This window comes from Alcaligenes phenolicus (assembly GCF_032063905.1).
GTDB classification, from domain to species: domain Bacteria; phylum Pseudomonadota; class Gammaproteobacteria; order Burkholderiales; family Burkholderiaceae_B; genus Alcaligenes; species Alcaligenes phenolicus.
Genome location: NZ_DAMBOE010000011.1, coordinates 23402 through 47641, shown reverse-complemented (window position 1 = coordinate 47641; position 24240 = coordinate 23402). Strand labels below are relative to the sequence as shown.

Below are 24240 nucleotides of genomic sequence, written 5' to 3'. Positions count from 1 at the left end.
CTCCTGTTCGATAAGAGAAAAAGAGCCAAGGTAACTCAGAAAAGGGCTAGGGCATAAAAAAAGCCCTGGCATGAAACCAGGGCTTTTTCCAGACGGCCCGCAGGCCGACTCAAAACAATCAGTTGCCGGGGCGCAGATTGGTAGACAGCACATTGATGATGCGCTTGGCTGTCGGCGTGGTCTGCTCCTGACCTTGCTGATCCAGCACCGTTACGCGAGTGCCAGCACCTTGGGCGCTCAGCTTGATGCGGAAAGGTGTGGCTTCGGCGGTGTTGCGGCTGCCGAAGATACGGCCAATGATGTTTTGCTGCTCGATCTTCTCGCCGGTATCCGAATCCAGATAGCGGATGAAGAACTCGCCAGCGGAACGGTCACGATCCTCAACCGAGAAACCGGCGGAGTCGATGGCTACGCCAACACGACGCCATGCACGATCAAAGGACTCGTTCAGCATCAACTCAGCCTGATCGCCCTTGTCCGACGCCTGGACCTGAACGCCGGAAGGATCCTTGGAGGCGTTGGCCACTTGTTCACGTGCTGTTTCAATATCCGAGCCCAGGAAGACCATCATGCGAGCCAGCATGGCCGCATTCAGACCTGGATCTTCTTTGGCGAACACCCATTTAAAGGCGGAACCGTCTGCCGTAGGTGTTTCTTCCATGTGCTGGTGGGACACATAGATTTCGGTCTTGTTGCCGACGCGCTCAAAGCGGGTACGGAAGCGGTCACGTTCGCCGCTATCAAAGACCTGGTCAATGATGGAACCCAAGGCACTGCGTATCCAGCTTTCTGGAATCTTGGCACGGTTTTCAGCCCAGTCGGTCTGAATCAAGCCGGCACGGGGGTCCTGGGACTGAATGGTAAAACCATGCTCACCCCAGAAATCGACGATGCGGGGGAACAGGTCTTCCACGGGGCGGTCTACGACCAGCCAGCGCAGATCGCCATCGCGCATCACCTTGATGGCATCAGACTGAGGCAGGATCGTATCGGCACCGCCCTTGGCCTGCTGCGCGGTTTGACCTTGCGAGTAGACCGAGTAAGACGTGGCACCTTCTGGCGCACGGTAATGTGCGTCGCGGTTGGCCTGGGTCAGATCCGGCGGAATGCTCAAGGGATCGCCTGCTACCGTACTCTTGTAATTAACCGACTCGCCCTGGCCCATAATCTGGTCCATCGTCGAGCAGCCCGACAGCACCAACAGGCTCAAAGACAGCCCGATCAGGCTTTTATTAACTGGCTTTGCAATCATGGAAGAAGATCCGCAAGTTTCAAAGATTGACGCAGCAACTCGTGATGCTGTGCATTTAACGGCGTCAATGGTAAACGATATCCCAGCTGAGTAAGGCCCATTTCTGCAACTGCCCATTTCACGGGGATGGGGTTAGCCTCAACAAACAGGTTCTTGTTCAGACCTGCCAGATAGGCATTCAAACGGCGTACCGTCGGTACGTCCATATCCAAAGCGGCCTGGCACAACTGGCTCATCAGGCGTGGGGCCACGTTGGCCGTCACGGAGATATTGCCTTTGGCGCCAAGCAAGATATACGAAGCAGCGGTAGGATCATCGCCGCTGACCACTATGAAATCTTCGGGGGCATCACGCAGCAGCAAGCCGCCACGAGCCAGATCGCCCGTTGCGTCCTTGATACCGATGATGTTGGGGATTTGAGCCAGACGCAGCACGGTGTCGTTCTGCAGATCGGCCACGGTACGACCCGGCACGTTGTACAGGAACTGCGGCAGATCCACCGCTTCTGCAATGGCGCGGAAGTGCTGGTACATGCCTTCCTGAGTAGGACGGTTGTAGTAAGGCACCACCGACAAACCGGCGTCTGCACCCACTTCCTGGGCGTGACGCGACAGTTCGATGGCCTCGCGAGTGGAGTTGCCCCCCACACCGGCAATCACGGGCACACGGCCAGCAGCGTGTTCAACGGCTACCTTGATCAGTTCAGCGTGCTCATCAACCGACACCGTGGGCGATTCGCCCGAGGTTCCAACGACCACCAGCACACGCGTTCCTTCCTGAATGTGCCAGTCGATCAGCTTTCGGTAAGCGGCAAAATCCAGACCCCCATTGGGATCCATGGGTGTAACAAGGGCAACCATGCTGCCCTGAAAATTGGAAATAGCAGAGTCCGAACTTGCCATGATGAGATGAATCTCCGGGTTTAAGGCCCTATAGCCGAAAAAAAATATGACTCACAAGTTTAACGGATAAGCCGTTAAATCATAAGAACCATTTCAATATGCCTTCGCCCAGCGCAATCAAGGGACTCATCAGGGTCCACAGTACGCCGGTAAACATCAGCAGGATCAGAATGACCATGCCATAAGGCTCGATACGAGAATAATGATAGGCCAAACGATTAGGCAATAGACTAAATACAATGCGACCGCCATCCAAAGGCGGCAAAGGCAGCAGATTCAGCGCCATCAGAACCAGGTTGACCTGCACACCAGCCACCGCCATGCCCATCCAGAAGCGGCTGTCACCCTGCCCGATCTTGACCATCAAATGAGCATACAGAACCCACAAAATAGCCATCAGCATATTGGAGGCCGGTCCGGCCAGAGCAACCCAGAGCATGTCGCGCTTGGGATTGCGCAGGCGGCCCCAATCCACAGGAACGGGTTTGGCCCAGCCAAACAGAATGCCGCCCATGCCCATCATGGCGCTGGACAGCAACAGCACCGCCGGCACCACAATCGTGCCGATAGGGTCGATATGACGCAGTGGGTTCAGGCTGATACGACCGGCCAGCATGGCCGTCGGGTCGCCAAACATGCGGGCGACATAGCCGTGGGCAGCTTCATGCAGCGTAATACCGAAAATGACTGGTAAAGCATAGACCGTCAAGGTCTGTATAAAAGAGTCCATGGTGATCCTTGGTCCAGGCCGGGGACTTATCCCCTACTTTTTCAAGACGATAAGTCGCCTGTCATCAGCCTGTCTGATTGGGACAGCGAGTGCTGCCCCAAGGTTCAGAATTGAAACACGGATAGGCACCTGGACGCGAGTTTTGTGCAAGCCCGCAGATCAGGACAGGCCCAAAGTGGCAGGATCACCCGAGCCACGACGCAACACCTCCGGCGTAGGACCGGTCAGATCGATCACGGTAGTGGCCTGCAAGGGGCAGGGTCCACCATCGACAACCGCCGCCAACTGATGGGCATAACGGTCCAGAATTTCCTGGGCGTCGTTCAAGGGTTCGTCTTCGCCCTCAGGAATCAGCGTGGTGGAAATCAAGGGGCTGCCGACTTCTTCCATCAGGGCCAGGGCCACTTTCTGGTCGGGCACCCGAATACCAATGGTTTTGCGCGAAGGGTGCGACACGCGGCGCGGCACTTCCTTGGTAGCTTCCAAAATGAACGTCCACGGGCCAGGGGTGGCCATCTTCAACAAGCGATACTGCGGGTTATCCACTTTGGCAAAGTGGCTGATCTCGGCCAGATCACGACACAGCAAGGTCAGATGATGACGATCATCCAAGCCACGCAAACGACGCAGGTTGTCAGCGGCGGACTTGTCATCCAGGCGGGCGACAACGGCATAACTGGAATCGGTAGGAATGGCGAGCAGCCCTCCTTTAGCCAATAGTTCGGCTGCTTGAGCCAATGCGCGGGGTTGAGGATTTTCGGGATGAACGACGAATAATTGAGACATTTCGCGCTTCCTTGCTATTACGAGGGGAAATCATTAAACCTGAGTCACGCTCTAACCGGCAAGACCGGAGCAAGACTCAGGGTCGAAGTATTCTTGCACGAGTGTTGCATTCTTTAAAAAAAGCATGCTAGAATACATTTTTTACTTCACAGCCCACCTTGATGTAGGCCAGAAGCAAAAAAGCAGTAAACAGTGGTGACCGTAGCTCAGTTGGTAGAGTCCCGGATTGTGATTCCGGTTGTCGTGGGTTCGAGCCCCATCGGTCACCCCAGAAATTTACCGCTTCCAAGGTTTTGCAGATCTCCTTAAATGGTGACAAGACCAGGAACTGGAAAAAACATACTTGAAAGCCCGCCACGCAGCGGGCTTTTTTGCGTTTGTTCATCGTAACAAGTTTGCCGCCTTCGCACACCCCACGCAAGTTCAGGCTGGACAATAAACTGTGTTTGATTGTGAACCCCAGGCCAGTCCTGGCTTTCGCCTGCGACCCAGCCCTTCGAGTTGGCAGGCCCGCACAGCAAAAGCCCCTCCCCATCAAACACCCGACATTTCAGCCCGCCTCCTCTGTAATAGAAACTGGCACAAAACCACGCTTTCTTATACTCTAATCTGTCCCATTTTCTGGAAGTTTGCTGATGACACTCGGTTTCCCCTGCTGGGATCAGGCACCCGCCAATTGGGACTGGCTTGCACAGGATGAAGACGGCCAATGGTTCTGGTATGGCGTCCAGCCCTCGCCTGGCATAGGTGGTGGCGTATGGCGCTCTCCCTCCCGCCTGCAGCAGTTTGCCGCCCGCGGCGCACCGAACCCGTCCTGGATGCACAGCCTCTACCAACGCCCGGACCTGCCTGACAAGAAACGTAGCACCTGAACCCATGCAAGAGCATCTGATACACCTGCGCTCCCTGCTGCACGATTACTGGCCGCATCTAGCTTTGGCGCTCAGCGTGATACTGGGCGCTTCCGCGGCCATTCATGCCGCCATGACCAAAAATGATGTCCGCGCCGCCATCAGTTGGGTAGGCGTCATCATCATGTCGCCACTGCTCGGGCCATTCCTGTATTTGATTGCCGGGATCAACCGCGTACGCCGACAAAGCCTTCTGGAACAAAGTGCAGACGTGTTCTATGAACAGGTCACGTATCTGCACCCTCCCGTCTCGGACATTGGTGCCCTGGTCGGCGCACCGTTTCGCTCCTTACAAATTCTGGGTGACCGCGTCAGCCGCAGCCAACTGCGTAACGGCAATAATGTGCGCGTTCTGGTCGGCGGCGATCAGGCTTATCCCGCCATGCTGGAGGCCATTGATCAGGCCCACAGCACCATTGCCTTGCAAAGCTACATCTTCGATAGCGACCGCCTGGGACGCGAATTTGTCAGCGCCCTGTCGCGCGCCCATCAACGTGGCGTGCAGATTCGCGTACTGGTCGATGCCATCGGGGCGAAATACTCGCGCACGCCGATTGTGCGATTGCTGCGGCGGGAAGGCATACGCTGCGCTTTGTTCATGACCAATCCGCTGGGTTTTTTGCGCATGCCCTACGCCAATCTGCGCAGTCACCGCAAATTGCTGATTGTGGATGGCACGGTGGGTTTTACCGGCGGCATGAATCTGCGTGAATCCTTTATGGCGCAGTACAGCGACGGCAAGCCCTCTCAAGACACCCATTTCCGCCTGGAAGGCCCGGCAGTCATGCAATTGCTGGCTTCTTTCCGCCACGACTGGCAGTTCACGACTCGCGAAGACCTATCGCCCGCCTACTGGCATGCCAGCTCCTCGCCCGCCCCCAGACCTCATGTTCCGGCTCGCTGCATTGCTTCGGGCCCGGATCGTTTCATGGCCAGTACCCACCACATGCTGCAAGGGGCGTTTGCCATTGCTCAGCGCCATATCCGTATTCAGTCTCCTTACTTTCTGCCCGATCAGATCCTGTTGGGTGCCTTGAACACCGCCGCCCGACGCGGCATTCAAGTGGATATCGTCATCCCCGGACAAAACAATCTGCGCCTGGTCAATTACGCCATGACAGCCCAACTGGATCAGGTGCTGCGCGCAGGCTGCCGGGTCTGGCGCGCCAGCGGCCCCTTCAACCACTCCAAGCTCATGACGATTGACGGAGTCTGGTCTTATATTGGTTCGTCCAATCTGGACCCGCGCAGCTTGCGATTGAACTTCGAGCTGGACGTAGAAATCTACAGCCGCGACACGGCCCGCCAAATCCAGAACCTGATTGATCTGGAAATTGAGGACGCCGAAGCCGTCAGCCTGGAGTCCTTAAGTTCAATTGGCTTTGGCAAGCGCTTGCGCAACCGCCTGATCTGGCTGGCCAGCCCCTATCTGTAATGTGTGCGCACCCGAAACTGTTACAAGCTTCAAGAAAGCCCCTGGCTTGCACAATCTTTCAATGCGCTTGCGCACCCACCCTTTATAATCAAGCGCTTAAACGGTCTACACAGACAGGCGTGCCGTTCCCATACAGACTTGAGCGCCATTAAAAAAACAATGTCCGAGCTTCCTTATTCCGACCTGGCCCAATGGGCCGCCCACCATCTGGAAAACCGCCCTCCCCGAGCCAAGTCCCTGGTCATGACCTTGTTTGGCGACGTGATTCGCCCACATGGCGGCAAACTTTGGCTAGGCAGTTTGATTCAGTTGCTGGCCCCCTTCGGGATCAGCGACCGACTGGTGCGCACCAGCGTGTACAGGCTGGCCGAGGAGGGCTGGCTGAGCGCGCAGCGCGAAGGGCGACGTAGCCAGTACACCTTGCGTCCCGAAGCCAGCCAGCGCTTCGAACACGCGTATCAACGCATCTACACCCCAACCTATCTGGCCTGGGACGGGCAATGGACGCTGATCTTCAGCATGCCCAGCTTGATGATGAACTCCAAACAACGGGCAGACCTGCGCAAGGAGCTGCTATGGGAGGGCTTTTGCGCCTTGTCACCCACGGCTTTCCTGCACCCGAACCCGGATCACACGATTCTGGATTACATCCTGCAGGCGACACAGGCGCAGTCGCAGGTGTATGTGGGCAAGCTGGAACCGTCCCAACTGCCGCAAACCCGCCCTCTATCCCAACTGATTCAGGACAGCTGGGATCTGGCCCAGGTGGCCAGCGGCTACGGTCAGTTCATCCAGCGCTTTGCGCCCGCTCTGGCCATGCTGGATGCAGGCCACGACTATAACGACGAGCTGGCCTTTGTGATTCGCACCCTGCTGATTCACGAATTCCGCCGTATTCAGTTGCACGACCCGCAACTGCCTATTGAGCTACTGCCAGCAGGCTGGGCAGGAAAGCAGGCTTATGAGCTGTGCCGGGATGTATACCGTCAGGTCTGCGGCAAGGCCGAGCGCTATATTCTTTCCACCTTGCGAGCCGAGGATGAACAGGCACCGGAGGCCGCCGCCTACTTCTACGAGCGTTTTGACGGCCTGCCTGTCCCGTCCGAGACCCAAGCCTGAAGCTGAATCCCTGAATAGAGAGACTGACTGCTGTGTGCTTGATATCCGCAGCACACGACCAGCAGTACTGACAGCAAGAGCGGCATGGGCAAATAAAAAACCCGGTGTGATCTGAATCACACCGGGTTTTTTGCACCCTTGACAATCAGGCTCAGGCACGGGCAAACAAGCCCGGCCTGTCAGAGCAGATTAGTGCGCAGACGCTGCCTCTGCACCCACACCTGTCTCGGAGCGAACCGACTGAGCCTCGAAACCGGCACGGTCGATCTCGGCACGTGGGCTACGGTCAGTGATCGAGAAGAACCAGATCGCCACGAAAGCCATAGGCATGGAGAACAGCGCTGCCGACGCATAGGGGAATGGCGAAGAACCGGCTGGATTGCCCAAAGTAGCTTCCCACACCGAAGGCGAGAGCAAGGTCAGCAGCAAGGCAACGATCAAGCCCAGGAAACCACCAATCGTGGCACCACGTGTCGTGCAGCCTTTCCACAGAATGGACAGGAACAGGACCGGGAAGTTAGCCGAGGCAGCAATCGCGAAGGCCAGAGACACCATGAAGGCGATGTTCTGCTTCTCGAAAATAATGCCCAGCAACACGGCAACCACACCCAGAATCAAGGTGGTAGTGCGCGATACACGCATGACTTCCTCGTTCGTAGCTTCGCCCTTCTTGATCAGCGTGGAGTACAGGTCGTGCGACACGGCGGATGTACCGGAGAGCGTCAAACCAGCCACCACAGCCAGAATCGTGGCAAACGCCACTGCCGACATAAAGCCCAGGAACACGTCGCCACCAACAGCATCAGCCAAGTGCACAGCGGCCATATTGGAACCGCCAATCAGATCGCCGCCAACTTCCAGGAAGCGGGGATTGGTGGACACCAGCACGATAGCGCCGAAACCAATAATGAAGGTCAGGATGTAGAAGTAACCGATCCAGGTGGTTGCCCAGAACACGGATTTACGTGCTTCTTTTGCATCAGGCACGGTAAAGAAACGCATCAGGATGTGTGGCAGACCAGCAGTACCAAACATCAGAGCCATACCGAAGGAAATCGCGCTGATAGGGTCCTTGATGAAGTTGCCGGGGCCCATGATGGCTTGACCAATTGTGGAGGCCTGGACAGCATCTTTACCGGCTGCAATAGCGGCATCGGTTTTGACCTGCACAGCCGCGGCGAACAGTTTTTCTGGCGAAAAACCATATTGTGCCAACACCATGATGGCCATGAAGGAAGCACCGAACAGCAGCAGGCCAGCCTTGATGATCTGCACCCAGGTGGTGGCTGTCATGCCGCCAAACAGCACGTAGACCATCATCAACACGCCCACCAGCACCACGGCCACCCAGTACTCCAGGCCAAACAGCAGCTTGATCAACTGACCGGCGCCTACCATCTGTGCGATCAGATAGAACAGAACCACAACCAGCGTGCCCGAGGCGGCGAAAGCGCGGATAGGACCTTGACGGAAGCGGTAAGCGGCTACGTCAGCAAAGGTGAATTTGCCCAGGTTACGCAGCTTTTCTGCCAGCAGGAATGTAATGATGGGCCAGCCGACCAGAAAGCCGATGGAGTAGATCAGGCCATCGTAGCCATTGATCATCACCGCCGCCGAAATACCCAAAAAGGAAGCCGCAGACATATAGTCACCGGCAATGGCCAGGCCGTTTTGAAAGCCTGTAATACCGCCACCTGCCGTGTAAAAGTCAGAGACCGACTTGGTGCGGGCAGCCGCCCATTTGGTAATCCACAAGGTCGCCAGCACAAAGACCGCAAACATGCCAATCGCAGTCCAGTTGGTCGGCTGCTTTTGCAGCTCGCCCAGGTCGCCGCCAGCCGCCAGCAAGGCGGGGCTGGCCAGCATCAGGCCCAGAGCCAGGCCGGAACGAAGATAGGAATGCTTCATTTACGCACCTCCTCAAGGACTTCCTTGGCCATCTGGTCAAACTTGGTATTGGCGCGCCAGACATAAATGCCCGTAATGACAACAGCCAACACAATGACTCCAAAACCAATAGGAATACCCAGGGTCATGACGCCATCACCCAAGCGCTCTGCAAACAATTCCTTGTCGAAAGCAATAATGCCGATATAACTGTAGTAAGCCACCAGCATGACGATGGTGAGTATCCAACCCAGCCGCAACCGGGTCTTGACCAGATTCTGATAGCGAGGATTGGCCGTAATCCGACCTACAAGGGGGTCTTGCATAGTTTGTCTCCGCATTGTTCTGAACGCCTTATTTTGCTGGCGTATCTTATTGAACCGGCCCAGCCTGAAAAGGCTGAAAACGGCGCTATGAAGACGCCTGCCGACGTCTATGCGGTGAACATTAGAGCCCGACACTTACACCATACTTACTAAATGCATCGGCTCAGGGTAATGCCTAGGAGCAGAAAAGCACGCAAGAAAAAGGGGAGTAAGGTTGGCGCGGGTGGAGGGGTTCGAACCCCCGGCCCCAGGCTTAGAAGGCCTGTGCTCTATCCAACTGAGCTACACCCGCCAGGTGATGGTGGCATCGTCAAAACCATCAGGCGATGCAAGGTCCGAGATAACGGTCCGTAAGGAATAAGGACCGAATTCAAGGCCCATTTTTTGTAAAAAACAGACCTGAAAAGGACAATCGAATATTCTAGCCTGAAAATCTGTTTTAGATAAGCAGCACTCTGGTCAGAGTGTCAATACTGTAAGAAAAATAATTATAGGTAGTATTTTTAGTCGCAAATGGTACAGTCGTGTACGGATTAACCCGTTTTCCTGGACTTTTCTCCATGCCGACCAAAAAGAAACTAAGTAAGCACTCTTTAATACTATCGGCCCCCTTTCTTATCTTGAGCGCAGTCCTGAATACCGCACAGGCAGGTATCAGCTATCAGTTGCGCCAAGTACAGGCCAGTTCTGGTGAAACCGTCGATATTGACGCTATCGTCTACAACGACACAGGCAGCTTGATGAGCTGGACCGCCCCGCAAAACCTGGTTTTGCAGTGGCGCGACAATAACGGCAACGTCATCCGCAGCCTGGCCGAGCTGGTCAGCCCGCGGCCCCGAGCATCCATCCCCATCAACAACTTCACCGCCTACAGTTGGCGAGCTGTGGTCCCCAATGGTTTGACCGGCTTGCAAGCCGTCAATATTGAAGGCGAGCGTGTGATGTTGGCGCTGGACACCAATCCGGAAGGCCAAAGCCCGATTACCTCGCAACCGGCAAACGCCGCCGTGGTGAACGCAGGTGCTGGCCATGACCCACGTGTCATTGACCCTGCTCTGCCCTATGCCCAGGCCGTCGCGGCCGGCGCACAGCGCGAAGGGCCAGCCATCAATAACGGGCAAGGCCTGAAACCGGCGAATTCCAGCTTCGAGAACTTCAGCAATGCGATTTCAGCTCACGACCCGACCTACTTTATTGTCGGCAATAAAGGCGGCACCAATGCCCGCTTCCAGCTGAGCTTCAAGTACCGTCTGCATTCGCCGGATGATCCTAGCAATCCGAAGTTCTACGATCACTTCTACATTGGCTATACGCAAACAGCCCTGTGGGATCTGCATGCCGACTCCAAGCCTTTTGTAGACACCACCTACCGCCCCAGCTTCTTCTGGCGTAAGGACTCCATCTGGGAATCCGAGCAGAAACGTCTGTTCATGGGTCTGGCCACCGGCTACGAACACGCTTCTAACGGCAAGGCCGGTGATGACTCGCGCTCCATGAACGAAGTCTTCATTCAGCCCGAGTTCAATTACCGCTTTGATCACGGTGCCACACTGACGTTTGCCCCACGCATCAAGCACTATGTGTTCATGGGCGAGAACGCAGACTGGGCACACTACCGTGGCCGTTACGACTGGAAAGTCCGCTACGCCCAGGATAACGGACTGGTACTGTCTGGCATGTACAACAAGGGCGCGGGCAGCCGCAATACGCATGAGTTCACGATTGCCTGGCCGCTGAACCGCACACCTTTGAACATGAACGGCTATCTCTACGGCCAGTACTTCTCGGGCTATGCGGAAACCATGCTGGGTTACCGCGATCGCTCCTCGCAGTTCCGTATCGGTCTGGCGCTGGTGCCGTAAGCCCGGCTACAACAGTCCCCCACCGCGTCGGCTTCCCATGCCGGCGCGGGCCATATCATGATCACAGGCCTGAATCAGAAAACGCTGAAACAAGGCCACCAATCCTTCCGGCTCACGTCCTTTGGGCCACAACAAACCCACCTCTACCGACTCCACGTGATCACTGATTCCGATCGCGTGAATACGCTTGCCCTCCAGGGACCAGGGTCGGTAAACCATATCGGACAAAATCGTCACACCAAAGCCGTAAGCCACCAAACCGCGCACTGCCTCCAGAGAGCGAGTCCGCATAGCCACACGCTCCGGAAAGCCGGGGCTGCCCCAATGACGCATGGCCGCCGTATCGGCATCGTCTACCGTCAGAAAGATGTAGGGATAGTTGTTGATCTGCTCCAGGGAGACACTGGACTCATTGGCCAGGGCATGCTGATCCGACACCCATAAGCGCCGGCGGGAACTGCTCAGGCGATGGTGCCCAAACATGGCCAAATCGGTGATATTCGACAAAATAGCAACACCCAGATCGATACGCTCGCCTTCCAGGGCTGCCTCCATCTCGGGGCGCTCCATATCAACCAGTTCGATATCGATATTGGGATAGCTATGCTTGAAACGACTGATCAGATCAGGCAAGAAATAGCCTAGAACCGTATAGCCCGCGGCTACCCGAATCTGCCCTTCGATATTCTGTCGCCGCAAATCTGCATGGTTCAGTGCATCGCTGACTGCATCAATCACGTGATGAGCGTGGTGAAAGAACGCCTGTCCCTGTGGCGTTAACTCCACGCCGTGGGGCAAACGCTCAAACAAGGCCACATTCAGCTGACGCTCCAGACTTTGCACCGCATTACTGATGGCCGACTGGGAGACGTTCTCCGCCTGGGCCGCCGCCGAGAACTGCCCGCTGACCGCCGCAGCAATGAAATACCGAAACTGCCTCAGTGTCACTTCGTGCTTCATAGCCATCCGTTTTTCAGATATCAGGTACACGTAAATTTGATTTTACGATAACAAAAAGCTGCCCTAGACTAAAGAACAAACGACAACAACTTGCACGAAAACCATCCTTCTTGCAGGAGACAAACTCATGAATGCCCCACTCAACAAACCTTACAAGGCCATGTTGGAATCCGTGTCCCTGGATGACAAATACACTGTCACCAAGGGCCGCGCCTATATGAGCGGCACCCAAGCCCTGGTGCGCTTGCCCATGTTGCAGAAAGAACGGGACCGGCGTGCGGGTCTGAATACGGCCGGCTTTATCTCTGGCTACCGGGGCTCCCCATTAGGGAGCGTAGACCAGGCTCTGTGGCAAGCCAGCAAACATCTAAAAGAACACGACATCGTGTTCAAGCCCGGTCTGAACGAAGATCTGGCCGCTACCGCCGTCTGGGGTAGCCAGCAAACCAATCTGTACCCCAGTGCCCGTTTCGATGGCACCTTTGCCATGTGGTACGGCAAGGGCCCTGGCGTGGACCGTTCCATGGACGTGTTCAAGCACGCCAACTCGGCCGGCAGCGCCCGCCACGGCGGTGTTCTGGTGCTGGCAGGCGATGACCACGGTGCCAAATCCTCCACCGTTGCCCACCAGTCCGATCACGTTTTCGCCGCCGCCGGTATCCCCGTGCTCTACCCGGCCAACGTGCAGGAATACCTGGACTTTGGCCAGCACGGCTGGGCCATGAGCCGTTTCTCCGGCCTGTGGGTAGCCTTGAAATGCGTCACCGAAGTGGTGGAGTCAAATGCCTCGGTCGATCTGGACCCGGACAGCCTGAACATTGTCCTGCCCGAGATCGAGGACATGCCCGCCGATGGCCTGAACATCCGCTGGCCAGACCCGCCACTGGCGCAAGAAGCCCGCATGATGAACCACAAGTGGTACGCCGCTTTGGCTTATGTGCGCGCCAACAAATTGAACCGCGTCGAGATTGATTCGCCCGAAGCCCGCTTTGGCATCATGACGGCCGGTAAAGCCTATCTGGATACCCGCCAGGCACTGGCCGATCTGGGTCTGTCCGACGAGCTATGCGCCGAGCTAGGCATCCGACTATTTAAAGTGGGCTGTATTTGGCCCCTGGACGGGCAGGACGCACGCCAATTCGCAACCGGCCTGTCCGAAATTCTGGTGGTGGAAGAAAAACGCCAGATTCTGGAATACGCACTTAAAGAAGAGCTGTACAACTGGCGCGATGACGTACGTCCCAAGGTCTACGGCAAGTTTGACGAGACCGAACACGGTGGCGGCGAATGGTCCAGCTTGCGCTCGCCCTGGCTACTCCCTCCTCAAGGTGAACTGTCTCCTGCGATTATTGCGCGCGCCATTGCCCGCCGCTTGTGCACCATGGACATTTCCGAGGAGCTGCAAGCCCGCATCCAGGCCCGTCTGGCCATTCTGGATGCCAAGGACCGCGAAGCCCGTATGCCGCGCGTCAGCGTAGAGCGCAAGCCCTGGTTCTGTTCGGGCTGTCCGCACAATACCTCCACTCGCGTGCCCGAAGGCTCGCGCGCCATGGCCGGAATTGGCTGCCACTACATGACGGTCTGGATGGATCGCAGCACCTCCACCTTCAGTCATATGGGCGGCGAAGGCGTCGCCTGGATTGGCCAGCAACCCTTTACCGATGAAAAACACGTCTTCGCCAACCTGGGCGATGGCACGTATTTCCATTCGGGGATTTTGGCAATCCGGGCCTCGATCGCGGCCAACTCCAATATCACCTACAAGATTCTGTATAACGATGCCGTCGCCATGACAGGCGGCCAACCCGTAGACGGGATCTTGAAAGTCACCGACGTCATTGCCCAGGTCCATGCCGAGGGCGCTCGCAAGATTGTGGTGGTCACCGACGAGCCCGAGAAATTCAAGGGCGTTACCCTGGCTGGCAACCCGCCTGTGTATCACCGTGATGAGCTGGACCGTGTACAGCGCGAGCTGCGCGAAGTGCCCGGCACCACCATCCTGGTCTACGACCAGACCTGCGCCACGGAAAAACGCCGTCGCCGCAAGAAAGGGACTTATCCCGACCCCGCCCTGCGCGCCTTTATCAATGACACGGTCTGTGAAGGCTGCGGGGACTGCTCGGTCAAATCCAACTGCTTGTCCGTTGAGCCTCTGGACACCCCCATGGGTTCCAAGCGCCGCATCAACCAGTCCTCCTGTAATAAGGACTTCTCCTGCGTTAACGGTTTCTGCCCCAGCTTTGTCACCCTGAAAGGGGCGCAAGTCCGCAAGCCGGAAGCTCAGGGCCGTTCGCTGGAATCCTTCAATCTGGCCGATCTGCCTTTGCCCAAACTGCCGGATCTGGACAAGACCTACGGCATTCTGATCGCTGGTATTGGCGGCACGGGTGTCGTGACGGTAGGTGGCCTGCTGGGTATGGCCGCTCATATCGAGCAAAAAGGCGTCAGCGTTCTGGATATGGCCGGTTTGGCCCAGAAAGGTGGTGCGGTGCTGAGCCACGTGCAAATCGCACGCCAGCCCGATCTGCTCCATGCCACCCGCGTTCCAACGGGCGAGGCCTCCTTGCTGATTGGCAGTGATGCTCTGGTTAGCGCCTCCACGGATGTACTGAGCCGTGTCAGCCGCGATCGCACCCACACCATTATCAACACCGCAGCCAGCCCGACTTCGGACCTGATCGGCAATGCGCACTGGAAGTTCCCGCTGCAAACCGCCTGCACGGATATTGAAAATGCCGTGGGCAAGGAAATCCGCTATCTGGACGCCAATGCCCTGGCCGTACACGTTATGGGCGATGCGCTCTATGCCAACCCCATCTTGCTGGGCTATGCCTTCCAGCGCGGCTGGATTCCGCTGCATATGGACAGCTTGCTGCGCGCGATCGAACTGAACGGCGTCGCTGTCAAAGCCAACCGTGAAGCCTTCCAGTGGGGCCGTCTGGCGGCTGAAAAGGGTATCGAAGCCTTGATGGAAGGTGCGACACCCAAAGCCCGCGAAGTCACTTTCCCTGAAAGCGTGCAGTCCCTGATCAAGCGCATGGAAGAGCACCTGACTGCGTATCAGAACCCGGCCTGGGCCAAGCGCTATCGCGACGCTATCAACAAGGTCATGGAACGCGAGTCGCGCCTGAATCAGGACAAGGCTCTACCCCTGACTCGCATCGCCGCCACGCAACTGGCCAAGCTGATGAGCTACAAGGACGAGTACGAAGTGGCCCGCCTGTACACCGACCCGGTCTTCCTGGACAAGCTGCGTGCCCAGTTTGCAGGTGAACCCGGCAAGGACTACCAGATTGAATACCATCTGGCCCCGCCCTTGCTCGGTCGCAAGAACAGCCAGGGCCAGCCAGTCAAGAGCAAGTTCGGTCCTTCGACCCGCAGCTTGTTCAAGATCCTGGCCCGTCTGCGCGGTTTGCGTGGTGGTGCTCTGGATATCTTTGGCTACACCCAGGAACGCCGTCAGGAACGCCAGAATATTGAAGACTATCTGGCCGACCTGAATGAAGTCAGCGCCCACCTGGATGCGGACAATATGGAAGTGGCCCAGCGCTGGTTGAACTACCCGGATCTGATCCGTGGCTACGGCCATGTCAAAGATGCGGGCCACGTCAAAGCCTACGCCCTGCGTGAACAACAACGCAGCCAGTTCCGTTCCCGTACCGAACCCAGCCAACGCGTTGCCTAAACCTATCGCCAGCCCTGGGAACGCAGGGCTGGCTCCCCTTAACTCCTCCTTAGCGGCAGGCTGTCTTTCAAAGCGGCCTGCTTTTTTTTCGTCTTTAAACCCTGAACCGGCATGCGGCCACACTTCCCCGAGAAGCCCAAGCGTTTAGCAAGATAGTTTGCTCATTAAACTGACATACAATCGTGCAATTCGATGCCAGTGCCACCGTCCGTGGCAATTAGGTCGACCAGGACCACATTCTTATGCGCCATCTTGTTTACGTTTTTGTTCCTTCAGCCCTGATTTTGCTGACCGCTTTCAGGCTGGCTTTTGCCTTGTGGCAATGGCCGCGTGTGCGTCAGGCCGGGGGTCTGCTGCCCATCCTGATTGGCGGCTTGCGTATTGACGCCCTGATGATCGCCGCGCTCAGCGCCCCCGTGGTCTTGCTGGCCCCCTGGCTAGGACACTATCCCGTCATGACGACGGTCGCCGCCATCTGGTTTACCTTCGCCTGGTTCCTGCTGACCTTGCTGGAAGTTTCCACGCCCCAATTCATTATTGAATACGACACCCGCCCCAACCGGCTGTATGTGGACTATCTGAAGCACCCTCAAGAAGTAGTAGGCATGCTCTGGAAAGGCTACAAGCTGATGATAGGCATCGCCCTGATTGGCCTGGGGCTGATTGTGTATTCGGGCTGGTCTATTTTTGGCCATGTGTCTGCCGACCCTGTCATGAGCTGGTGGCTGCGTCCCATCTGGATGCTGATTGGCGCGGCCCTGTGCGCTCTGGCGATTCGTGGCACTTTGGCCCACCGCCCCATCAACCCCTCTTCGGTCGCCTGGAGCAGCGACAGCATGCTCAACACGCTGCCCTTGAACTCGCTGTACAACGTGGCCTATGCCATCTACAGCATGAAAAACGAGCGCTCGGCCGAGGATATTTACGGTGGCCTGGACGTTGCAGAAATGAACCAGATCGTGCGCGATGCGGCTGCCTTGCCGGCTGGCCCTGACACACTACCCACCCTGCACCGTCAGACGCCAGTACAAAAACGTGAGCGCAAACCCAATCTGGTCCTGATCGTGGAGGAGAGCCTGGGGGCGCAATATGTCAGCAATCTGGGCGGCGCCAATCTAACCCCCGAACTGGACAAACTGGCCCAAACGGGCTGGAACTTCCGCCGCGCCTACGCTACCGGCACGCGTTCGGTAAGGGGTCTGGAAGCGGTTTCTGCCGGTTTCCCCCCAACCGTGGCAGACGCTGTACTGCGCCTGCCCGGCTCGCAAACCCGCTTTTTTACCCTGGCCCAATTGCTCAAGGAACAAGGCTACCGCTCACGCTTTATCTATGGCGGCGAAGCCCACTTTGACAATATGAAGAGCTTTTTCCTGGGCAATGGCTTTGATGAGCTGCATGAGCAATCCAGCTTTGAGTCCCCCGAGTTCGTCGGCACCTGGGGCGCTAGCGACGAGGACATGTTCAACAAGCTGCACCAGTTGCTAAGCCAGGACAAGGAACAACCCACCCTGACGCTGGCCTTCTCCGTCAGCAATCACTCGCCTTGGGAATACCCGGCGGGCCGTATTCAGGTGGAAGGCGATCCCGCTACGGTAGAGAACACGGTACGTTACGCCGATTGGGCCATTGGGGACTTCTTCAAGAAAGCGCGTGAATCCGACTATTGGGACAACACAGTATTCTTGATCGTGGCCGACCATGACTCGCGCGTGGGCGGTGCCAATCTGGTGCCTGTGCGTCACTTCCATATTCCTGCCCTGATTCTGGGCGCAGGCGTTCCCAGCCGTCAGGACGAGCGCATCATCAGCCAGATTGACCTGGCCCCCACCCTGCTATCCCTGATGGGCATTGAAAGCGAGCACCCCATGATCGGGCGCGACCTGACCCAGCAGGACAGCGACCGGGCCATGATGCAGTACTTCGAGAACTATGGCTATTTGAAAGGCGACATCCTGACCGTGCTGATGCCACACCTGCCGCCTTGTCAGTATCGCTATACCGCGCCGGACAAGTACGAGCCGCTGGAACAGATAGACGAAGTGCTGGCCAAGGAAGCCCTTGCCCACGTGCTCTGGCCTAGCTGGGCGTATCACGAACAGGCTTACACCCTGCCCCACCTGCAAAAACGCTAAAACCGAGGGTTCAGGGCTTGACGAAGTCCTGAATTCGTTCTACTATGCTTGTCTTTAGTCGGGGCGTAGCGCAGCCTGGTAGCGCATCTGGTTTGGGACCAGAGGGTCGCGAGTTCGAATCCCGCCGCCCCGACCATTAAAGAATTAAAGGCTTAGTTCATTGCACAGTGAACTAAGCCTTTTTCTTTGCCTGCTCCCAGAGCATCGCCTTATTTGCGTTATGCTCTGACGACCTACCCTGATCAGGAATCGGAAATGAGCAATTCAAAAATACTCGGTCTGAGCAGCCTGGCCTTGTTGCTGTGCCTCCTGACTGTTCCTACCCTGTTTCTGCTCCTGCCGGTCTTTCTGTTCCCCCTGATCGCCTGCCTGATCGGCCTCTACGTTTACAAGCGTGGCCTGCGCGGACAAACACGCAGTCTGGCTATTCGGCTTTTTGCCCTACTGCCCTTCCCCGTAGCTGTGTTCACCTTTATTTTCTGCATGCAATGGATTTCGCAGGGCTATCGGGCCTGAGCCTTCGACCCTGCCTGTTCCCGACCCGTTCAAACTACACGGATGTGTCCTTCAAAAAGCTGAGTTTGCCATTAGGCTCGATATAAGCCGCCGCTACCTCTTCCAGCGACTGGATTCCGGCCAAACGCATTTCACTCAGGATTTCATCGCGAGTCACAAACTCCCGACGCATATTGCGCCACTGCAATTGCCCGTCCCTGACCACACACACTTTGCGCGGAGTGGCCAGTGCATTGAGCGCCGGGAATCGGTACATCAGCCAATCGACGATGTACCCCCAGGCCACAATAGTTGCAGCCACCAGCAGACCATCCGTCAAGGAATTGCTGCCGCCTGACATCGCGTTACCACTGGCATCGGCAATCAGCAAAAGAATCAACAGGTCCGCGACGCCCAGCGATCCCAGTTCACGTCGTCCTGCCAGCCGTAGCAGGACGAACAGAACGAAGTAGACCACTGTGCCTCGCAGCACGGACTCCAACACGGGTATTTCCAGTGCGAAGACCGTGCTCCAATCAGGTGTCAGCATGACGACAAGCAGCCTTTGATCAGTTCAGATCAAAGTACTGGTGGTCCTTGGGACGCTGGCCTGCCACGTCCTTGGCCGTAATCTTGTCACTGAACTCGTTGCCCAAGTGAGAACGCACATAATTGACGACTTCGGCTATTTGCTCGTCATTGAGTACGCCACCAAAACCAGGCATGCCCTTATTGCCCTGGTTCACCATGAACACCACATACGCAGGCGCCCCCAGTTTCGGATTCTTGGACAGGGACGGATACATGCCCGCCCCTTGAGCGCCCTTGCCATCGATCATGTGGCAAGACGCACAGACCTGCTCATAAATTTCCTGGCCGGTTTTCTGGGTAAAGACCACCGTATCACCCCCTACCACCGCCGTATCCGCATGGCTGATGGTCAACAGTCCCGAGGCCAGAAAAACCGCTAGAGATCGCATCATCATGACTAGGCTCCTTTGGAATCGGCTTGTTGATTACCCACAATATGGCTATGCAGGCGGGAAATCGCGTTCAGGGACGACAGGATCGCGCCTTCCTGCCAGGCGTTGACGTAAGAAGCGTGCTCACCCGCCAAAACCAGTCGACCATCAATCTGGCACAGGTTCTCGTAATGCGCGGCCCGTGTCTGGTCCGTCCACATGCCATAGCAGCCCAATGTCCAGGGAACGCGGTGCCAGGCGACCGCCACCCCACTCTCGAACTCATCCTTATATTGAGGGTGGATTTGCGCACCATATTCCAGGGCCTTCTTGACCCGATCCTCGGGACTGAGCGACGACCATTCCACAGCGCTGGGACCGAACATATAGCCCCCCAGCAAGACGCCTTTGCCACCGGCCATCATGCCGCCACTGGGGTAAGAAATTTGTGTGATGGGCAGGTCGGTATAACTGATGCCGCCATAGATCGCGTCATCATCTTCCCAGAAGCGCCGTTTGAACTGCAGCCCGATCTTGACCGAAGGAGCGTAAGGCACAGCGTCAATGGCAGCGTGCATTTCCTTGCTGGCATCCAGATCTATCTGGCTCAGAATCGACAAGGGAATGGTACATACGCACCAGTCTGCCGTTTCAGTGTGCTCGCTGCCTTTGCTTTGATCCTTGTAGCTGACCGTCACCTTGCCATCGCTCTGCTTGATCGCAGTGACCTTGGCATTAAAGGTAAACAGACCCTCCAGCTCTTTGCCAAAAGCAGCGCCGATCTGGTCCATCCCGCCAACCGGCTGAAACATGGTCTGCTGAAACTCGTACAAATCATGAATGCCCATATTGTGCCAAACACTGGAGCGCACAATATCGGCCAATTTCAAAGGCTCGGAAAACTCGGGTTGAGCATTCAGACCACCTCCCGGATCACGCTCAAAACCACGCACCTCGGAACTGGCATGGCCTTTCACATAAGCCATGTTCTTGTCCAAGGCCCCCCAACTGCGCAAGGCTTCCAGCAGTTTTTCCTGATCTTCCTTGGACAAAGGTGCATCCAGCGACTGAGTATTAATGGCTTTGGACAAGAGCTCGGAGACCTGCCCCTGAAAATCCGCGTGGATATGGCGAAACCGCTGAGGCTTGCCACCAAAATGCTCTTTGCTATGCAGATAGGCGTTGTAGTTGTACTGGATAAACGGCTCCAGCCTGACTTTCAGCCGCTTGCAATAATCCAGCAAGGCCCGGTGATGGAAAGGAATTCGCCACGGGCCGGGGTTGATGTATTGATCCTTGTCGAACTTGACATCCTGCTTGGCGCCCCCCAGCTCGGTATAGCTGTCCCCGCCGTGCAAGGACCAGTTGCGCCCCCCCACTTTTTCCCGAAACTCCAGGATTCTGACTTTGTACCCTGCATTGCGCAGCTCCAAAGCGGCCACCATGCCAGCCAGACCCGCTCCCAGGATCACCACAGAGGTCCCTGGCTTGGGCTTGCCTTCCAGGCGAATCGGGCCATCGTAACTGCCCTCCGCCGCATGGCCCAGACGCATCATGGCCTGATACATGGCCGCGCCACCTGCGGCATACCCCACCATGGTCAGGAAATGTCGCCGTGTCAGTATTCCACCCTGTGAAACTTGGCTCATCGTCCTTTCTCCTTTTGGAAAAATGATGAGCAGCATTCGCCCCCAACTTCTTTGCCTGCCCCCGGTACATGAATGCTACTCGTGTGGAAAAAAACAAAGAACACAATGCCTTATGATCAGCTTGTCACTTAACTATAAGCACCTAAAATGTTTAAGCCCAACATAAGAAACACATCTTTACAGGGCTGAAAATTAGCTGACTCCTGATAAATGCGTACAAGCCCCTTTTTGATGTGGGCCCATGCTTGCCAAGTTCACCACGACGGGATATAATTTTTTTCTTAGTCGGGGCGTAGCGCAGCCTGGTAGCGCATCTGGTTTGGGACCAGAGGGTCGCGAGTTCGAATCCCGCCGCCCCGACCAAAAAATTCAAAGGCCTTGCAGAGCAATCTGCAAGGCCTTTTAGTTTTGCCGGTTCGGTTCACTGCGTCATTTAACTTTGGCTGGCGCTCACACCCACCGAGTCGGGCAAACCAAAAATAGAATCAAATGCCCAGTTGTAGATAAAGGCGAAGATGGGAAAGAAAGCCAGTAACACCGCCTCCATCAAAAAAGCTTTCCACAAGCTGACATTCAGCCACCACGCAATCAGCGGGATCAGCAAAGACACCAGCACAATCTGAAAACCGGCCACATGCAGCACCCGGTGCCAGAACGTACGCGCCTGAATCTGACGACGGCGCTCCCAGGCTTCAAACAGCATGTTGTAGAACAGGTTCACCGATACCGCGCAGGTGCTGATCATGAAAGACAGCATCCCGCTTTCCATGGCCCCTGCCCCACTCAAGTGCCCTAATACAGTTGCCGCTACCATCATGCCCAATAACTCGAACATACCTATGTAGACAACTCTTCTTTTCCATCCCTGCACAATAAATATCCTTGATCAAAAGCTCAGAAAGCATGATTATCCGCAGTACAGCTTCTAGAAAAAGTCAGATTCCATCAGTTTTACTTATGGTTTAGCCATGCTTACCAGTGATCATCTTGAGCTCTTGCTTGCCGTGGTTGAACACGGCTCCTTCTCCGCCGCCGCGCGGGCGTTACGCCGCACACAATCGGCCGTCAGTATGGCCGTGGCCAATCTGGAGGCCGAGCTGGATCTGTCGCTTTTTGACCGCAGCCGCCGTGAACCTGTGCCCACGGCCGAGCTACTGGCCATGCTGCCCGACGCCAAGCTGATCGCCAGCCGCTTGCAGAGTTTGCGACTGCATTTGCAGGAATTATCGGGGGGACTGGAAAGCCATTTACGGCTGGGTATCGTGTGCGATGTCGATCCCGAACCGGCGTTGATTGCCTTGCAGGCTCTGGAGCAACGCTATCCCGGTCTGGACATAGAACTGCGAACCGCGCCCCAAGACGCACTGGTCGAAGCATTGCAAAAGCGCGAGCTGGATCTGTGCATTGCCTATGGCGGGCGGGAACTGGAAAGCGTGGGGATTGTGCAATCGCTGTGGACCGAAACCATTAGCGCTGTCGCTGCACCCGGCCATCCCTTGCTACAAGACAGCCCCAGGCCCCTGGAAGATTTGAAAGCCTACAGGCAGATTGTGATTACCAGCCCCGACAAGGATATACGCAAGGACCGCTCCATGCTCAGCCTGCGTCAATGGAAAACGGACAGTCTGCCCATGACACTGGAACTGGTGGAACGGGGATTAGGTTGGGCGAATCTGCCCTTGTCTTGCCTGCGACCCTCACTGGAGTCTGGCCGATTGCATCGTATCCAGTTCTCTACCGGCAGCAATGGTCTGGACTTGCCCATTTATCTTCTGCAATCCAAGAGACAGGATGTAGGCAAGGCGCAGGCCCTGTTCAGACAGGCCCTGCAAGACGAATTGAATACGCGCCTTGCGCCTATTCCGGTACGGTGACATTCGCCTGGCCGCTATCAGCCAGGAACTGCGCCACCATCCCTTCCTTTTTCTGCCGGGCAATAAAGGCCTCGACCCAGGCATGGGCCAGCGTACGCTCCGACGGCACCGCCATGGCCTGACGAATCACAGTGAAACTATCGGGCAGCACACGCAAGCCGCTGCGGGAACGGGCATAGCGCTCCAAAGGCTGTCGTACGCCCGCAGCGGCATCCAGCTCTTCTTCCACAAACAGATCAATCGCAGCGGCAGAGGTCGTCGCCCGCACCAGATCGGCATGCTTTAAATGACGGCTCAGAAACAAATCGTAGGCCGCACCTTTACCAACGGCAATGCACACGCCTTGCTGATCCAGCTGATCCACGTTCTGAAAGGCGGACTCGTCACGCACCAGATAGGTGCCTTCGATATGCACATAGGCTTCACTAAAGCGAATCTTTTCCGCACGCTTGGGATCAATCGCCAAAAAAGCCAGATCCCACTCGTCCCTGTAGACCGCCTCTACGACGGCCTGGGCCGCATCGTAGCCATGAAATTGCACGCTCAGACCCAGCTCTTGCGCCACACTGCGCGCCAGGTCCGCCGAGACCCCTTTGGGCGACTGCTCATTGGCACCGCGTTGGGCCAGGACGGGATTGCCATAATTCATGGCAACACGCAAAACCCCGCTGGGGGCCAGTTCTGCTGCGACAGCCTGCTTTTGTGTCATGTAAATGCTCCGTCATACTTTTAAGAACCCGGTCTTCTACAATAACGCACCTTCCTGTCCCACTACATAATGGAGCGCCTGTATGTCTCGTGATGATCTTGGAAAACTCTTGCTGCGTGTCACGGTCGGTGTGTTGATCCTGCTGCACGGCATCGCCAAGATACGTTATGGCATCGGAGGAATCGAAAGAATGCTGATCGCCAACAATATGCCCGGCTTTCTGGCCTGGGGCGTGTACATAGGCGAAGTGATTGCTCCTGTCCTGATGATTCTGGGCTTTTACGCCCGTGCCGGCGGTTTGATTGTAGCCATGAACATGGTCATTGCCTTATTACTGGCCCATAGCAACCAGATCGGCAGTTTCAATGCTCAAGGTATTTGGGCCTTGGAGTTGCAAGGCATGTTCCTGATTGGCGCGCTCACAGTCGGCTTGATTGGCGCCGGACGCTACAGTCTGGGTGGCGATGGCGGCCCCTGGAACTAAGGTCGGTCCGAGTCATGTGCTGGAAAACGCCCGCTTCGCCGGGCGTTTTTAATGGATGATCAAGCTTAACCCCTACCTGC

The 24240-nt window shown here is 56.4% G+C and carries 21 protein-coding genes and 4 tRNA genes; 12 read left to right on the top strand and 13 right to left on the bottom strand.

Features of this window, described 5'->3' with window-relative positions; translation table 11 throughout:
* Window positions 1-118: 118 nt before the first annotated feature.
* From bamC to U2949_RS18655, 4 genes are all read right to left on the bottom strand, one after another.
* Window positions 119-1252: an outer membrane protein assembly factor BamC gene (bamC, locus tag U2949_RS18670; RefSeq protein ID WP_026485271.1), complete on the bottom strand. Its 1134-nt coding sequence runs from the start codon at window positions 1250-1252 to the stop codon at window positions 119-121.
* Entirely contained in the window at window positions 1249-2154 is a 906-nt protein-coding gene (gene dapA / locus U2949_RS18665) for a 4-hydroxy-tetrahydrodipicolinate synthase (RefSeq protein WP_009457899.1), read from the bottom strand. The genes bamC and dapA overlap by 4 nt, the downstream gene beginning before the upstream one ends.
* A gap of 79 nt (window positions 2155-2233) precedes the next feature.
* The gene (locus U2949_RS18660) at window positions 2234-2884 is read right to left on the bottom strand and encodes a site-2 protease family protein (RefSeq protein ID WP_022983510.1); all 651 of its coding nucleotides are present in this window, start codon (window positions 2882-2884) and stop codon (window positions 2234-2236) included.
* A 159-nt stretch (window positions 2885-3043) separates the two neighbouring features.
* Window positions 3044-3670 carry an L-threonylcarbamoyladenylate synthase gene (locus U2949_RS18655; protein ID WP_009457902.1) on the bottom strand — a complete coding sequence of 209 codons (627 nt, stop codon included), beginning with the start codon at window positions 3668-3670 and terminating at the stop codon, window positions 3044-3046.
* A gap of 195 nt (window positions 3671-3865) precedes the next feature.
* Between U2949_RS18655 and U2949_RS18650 the strand changes: the two genes are divergently transcribed.
* The 4 genes from U2949_RS18650 to paaX all read left to right on the top strand — a co-directional run bounded on the left by U2949_RS18650 (window position 3866) and on the right by paaX (window position 7135).
* A tRNA-His gene (locus U2949_RS18650) sits at window positions 3866-3941 on the top strand.
* Window positions 3942-4305: 364 nt separating this feature from the next.
* Entirely contained in the window at window positions 4306-4542 is a 237-nt protein-coding gene (locus U2949_RS18645; RefSeq protein ID WP_035275551.1) for a hypothetical protein, read from the top strand.
* 4 nt (window positions 4543-4546) lie between these two features.
* Entirely contained in the window at window positions 4547-6016 is a 1470-nt protein-coding gene (locus U2949_RS18640; RefSeq protein WP_026485269.1) for a phospholipase D-like domain-containing protein, read from the top strand.
* Window positions 6017-6175: 159 nt separating this feature from the next.
* The gene (gene paaX, locus U2949_RS18635; RefSeq protein WP_022983507.1) at window positions 6176-7135 is read left to right on the top strand and encodes a phenylacetic acid degradation operon negative regulatory protein PaaX; all 960 of its coding nucleotides are present in this window, start codon (window positions 6176-6178) and stop codon (window positions 7133-7135) included.
* 189 nt (window positions 7136-7324) lie between these two features.
* Here paaX and U2949_RS18630 read toward each other — a convergent pair whose 3' ends face one another.
* From U2949_RS18630 to U2949_RS18620, 3 genes are all read right to left on the bottom strand, one after another.
* Window positions 7325-9043, bottom strand: coding sequence for a cation acetate symporter (locus tag U2949_RS18630; protein WP_026485268.1), 1719 nt, complete (start codon window positions 9041-9043; stop codon window positions 7325-7327).
* Window positions 9040-9348 carry a DUF485 domain-containing protein gene (locus tag U2949_RS18625; protein ID WP_026485267.1) on the bottom strand — a complete coding sequence of 103 codons (309 nt, stop codon included), beginning with the start codon at window positions 9346-9348 and terminating at the stop codon, window positions 9040-9042. Before U2949_RS18625 ends, U2949_RS18630 begins: the two co-directional genes overlap by 4 nt.
* A 215-nt stretch (window positions 9349-9563) precedes the next feature.
* A tRNA-Arg gene (locus U2949_RS18620) sits at window positions 9564-9640 on the bottom strand.
* Window positions 9641-9968: 328 nt separating this feature from the next.
* On the opposite strand from U2949_RS18620, the gene U2949_RS18615 reads away from it, so the two are divergent.
* Window positions 9969-11210: a phospholipase A gene (locus U2949_RS18615; RefSeq protein ID WP_022983506.1), complete on the top strand. Its 1242-nt coding sequence runs from the start codon at window positions 9969-9971 to the stop codon at window positions 11208-11210.
* 6 nt (window positions 11211-11216) lie between these two features.
* Here the strand turns inward: U2949_RS18615 and U2949_RS18610 are convergent, their stop codons facing one another.
* A complete protein-coding gene (locus U2949_RS18610) occupies window positions 11217-12170 on the bottom strand; it encodes a LysR family transcriptional regulator (RefSeq protein WP_257723522.1) in 954 nt (317 codons plus the stop codon).
* 127 nt (window positions 12171-12297) lie between these two features.
* Between U2949_RS18610 and U2949_RS18605 the strand changes: the two genes are divergently transcribed.
* The 4 genes from U2949_RS18605 to U2949_RS18590 all read left to right on the top strand — a co-directional run bounded on the left by U2949_RS18605 (window position 12298) and on the right by U2949_RS18590 (window position 18503).
* Window positions 12298-15855, top strand: a complete 3558-nt coding sequence (locus U2949_RS18605) for an indolepyruvate ferredoxin oxidoreductase family protein (RefSeq protein WP_321289343.1) — start codon at window positions 12298-12300, stop codon at window positions 15853-15855.
* A 242-nt stretch (window positions 15856-16097) separates the two neighbouring features.
* Entirely contained in the window at window positions 16098-17987 is a 1890-nt protein-coding gene (locus tag U2949_RS18600; protein WP_026485263.1) for an LTA synthase family protein, read from the top strand.
* Between the two features lie 59 nt (window positions 17988-18046).
* Window positions 18047-18123 (top strand) — tRNA-Pro (locus tag U2949_RS18595).
* A gap of 119 nt (window positions 18124-18242) precedes the next feature.
* On the top strand, window positions 18243-18503 hold the full coding sequence (locus tag U2949_RS18590) for a hypothetical protein (protein WP_026485262.1): 261 nt from the start codon (window positions 18243-18245) through the stop codon (window positions 18501-18503).
* Window positions 18504-18537: 34 nt separating this feature from the next.
* Here U2949_RS18590 and U2949_RS18585 read toward each other — a convergent pair whose 3' ends face one another.
* From U2949_RS18585 to U2949_RS18575, 3 genes are read right to left on the bottom strand one after another with little or no spacing between them, the layout of a single operon-like run.
* Window positions 18538-19032, bottom strand: coding sequence for a DUF421 domain-containing protein (locus U2949_RS18585; protein ID WP_009457931.1), 495 nt, complete (start codon window positions 19030-19032; stop codon window positions 18538-18540).
* A 19-nt stretch (window positions 19033-19051) separates the two neighbouring features.
* The gene (locus tag U2949_RS18580) at window positions 19052-19468 is read right to left on the bottom strand and encodes a c-type cytochrome (protein WP_026485261.1); all 417 of its coding nucleotides are present in this window, start codon (window positions 19466-19468) and stop codon (window positions 19052-19054) included.
* Window positions 19469-19470: 2 nt separating this feature from the next.
* Window positions 19471-21093 carry a flavin monoamine oxidase family protein gene (locus U2949_RS18575; RefSeq protein WP_035275549.1) on the bottom strand — a complete coding sequence of 541 codons (1623 nt, stop codon included), beginning with the start codon at window positions 21091-21093 and terminating at the stop codon, window positions 19471-19473.
* Between the two features lie 286 nt (window positions 21094-21379).
* Between U2949_RS18575 and U2949_RS18570 the strand changes: the two genes are divergently transcribed.
* Window positions 21380-21456 (top strand) — tRNA-Pro (locus U2949_RS18570).
* A 70-nt stretch (window positions 21457-21526) separates the two neighbouring features.
* Here the strand turns inward: U2949_RS18570 and U2949_RS18565 are convergent.
* Window positions 21527-21964, bottom strand: a complete 438-nt coding sequence (locus tag U2949_RS18565) for a PACE efflux transporter (protein WP_009457937.1) — start codon at window positions 21962-21964, stop codon at window positions 21527-21529.
* Between the two features lie 97 nt (window positions 21965-22061).
* Here U2949_RS18565 and U2949_RS18560 point away from each other — a divergent pair, with 97 nt between their 5' ends.
* Window positions 22062-22967, top strand: coding sequence for a LysR family transcriptional regulator (locus U2949_RS18560; protein WP_026485259.1), 906 nt, complete (start codon window positions 22062-22064; stop codon window positions 22965-22967).
* Here U2949_RS18560 and U2949_RS18555 read toward each other — a convergent pair.
* On the bottom strand, window positions 22951-23676 hold the full coding sequence (locus U2949_RS18555; protein ID WP_026485258.1) for a transporter substrate-binding domain-containing protein: 726 nt from the start codon (window positions 23674-23676) through the stop codon (window positions 22951-22953). The two genes, U2949_RS18560 and U2949_RS18555, sit on opposite strands and share 17 nt — an antisense overlap.
* A gap of 82 nt (window positions 23677-23758) precedes the next feature.
* Between U2949_RS18555 and U2949_RS18550 the strand changes: the two genes are divergently transcribed.
* The gene (locus U2949_RS18550) at window positions 23759-24160 is read left to right on the top strand and encodes a DoxX family protein (RefSeq protein ID WP_009457944.1); all 402 of its coding nucleotides are present in this window, start codon (window positions 23759-23761) and stop codon (window positions 24158-24160) included.
* Window positions 24161-24240: the final 80 nt, after the last annotated feature.

Bases quoted from the DNA above. Each gene is read 5' to 3' on its own strand.
- U2949_RS18625 (WP_026485267.1), bottom strand. From the start codon at position 9,348: ATGCAAGACCCCCTTGTAGGTCGGATTACGGCCAATCCTCGCTATCAG.
- paaX (WP_022983507.1), top strand. From the start codon at position 6,176: ATGTCCGAGCTTCCTTATTCCGACCTGGCCCAATGGGCCGCCCACCAT.
- U2949_RS18575 (WP_035275549.1), bottom strand. From the start codon at position 21,093: ATGAGCCAAGTTTCACAGGGTGGAATACTGACACGGCGACATTTCCTG.
- bamC (WP_026485271.1), bottom strand. From the start codon at position 1,252: ATGATTGCAAAGCCAGTTAATAAAAGCCTGATCGGGCTGTCTTTGAGC.
- U2949_RS18630 (WP_026485268.1), bottom strand. From the start codon at position 9,043: ATGAAGCATTCCTATCTTCGTTCCGGCCTGGCTCTGGGCCTGATGCTG.
- U2949_RS18555 (WP_026485258.1), bottom strand. From the start codon at position 23,676: ATGACACAAAAGCAGGCTGTCGCAGCAGAACTGGCCCCCAGCGGGGTT.
- U2949_RS18590 (WP_026485262.1), top strand. From the start codon at position 18,243: ATGAGCAATTCAAAAATACTCGGTCTGAGCAGCCTGGCCTTGTTGCTG.
- dapA (WP_009457899.1), bottom strand. From the start codon at position 2,154: ATGGCAAGTTCGGACTCTGCTATTTCCAATTTTCAGGGCAGCATGGTT.
- U2949_RS18585 (WP_009457931.1), bottom strand. From the start codon at position 19,032: ATGCTGACACCTGATTGGAGCACGGTCTTCGCACTGGAAATACCCGTG.
- U2949_RS18580 (WP_026485261.1), bottom strand. From the start codon at position 19,468: ATGATGATGCGATCTCTAGCGGTTTTTCTGGCCTCGGGACTGTTGACC.
- U2949_RS18600 (WP_026485263.1), top strand. From the start codon at position 16,098: ATGCGCCATCTTGTTTACGTTTTTGTTCCTTCAGCCCTGATTTTGCTG.
- U2949_RS18550 (WP_009457944.1), top strand. From the start codon at position 23,759: ATGTCTCGTGATGATCTTGGAAAACTCTTGCTGCGTGTCACGGTCGGT.
- U2949_RS18640 (WP_026485269.1), top strand. From the start codon at position 4,547: ATGCAAGAGCATCTGATACACCTGCGCTCCCTGCTGCACGATTACTGG.
- U2949_RS18660 (WP_022983510.1), bottom strand. From the start codon at position 2,884: ATGGACTCTTTTATACAGACCTTGACGGTCTATGCTTTACCAGTCATT.
- U2949_RS18610 (WP_257723522.1), bottom strand. From the start codon at position 12,170: ATGAAGCACGAAGTGACACTGAGGCAGTTTCGGTATTTCATTGCTGCG.
- U2949_RS18655 (WP_009457902.1), bottom strand. From the start codon at position 3,670: ATGTCTCAATTATTCGTCGTTCATCCCGAAAATCCTCAACCCCGCGCA.
- U2949_RS18645 (WP_035275551.1), top strand. From the start codon at position 4,306: ATGACACTCGGTTTCCCCTGCTGGGATCAGGCACCCGCCAATTGGGAC.
- U2949_RS18560 (WP_026485259.1), top strand. From the start codon at position 22,062: ATGCTTACCAGTGATCATCTTGAGCTCTTGCTTGCCGTGGTTGAACAC.
- U2949_RS18605 (WP_321289343.1), top strand. From the start codon at position 12,298: ATGAATGCCCCACTCAACAAACCTTACAAGGCCATGTTGGAATCCGTG.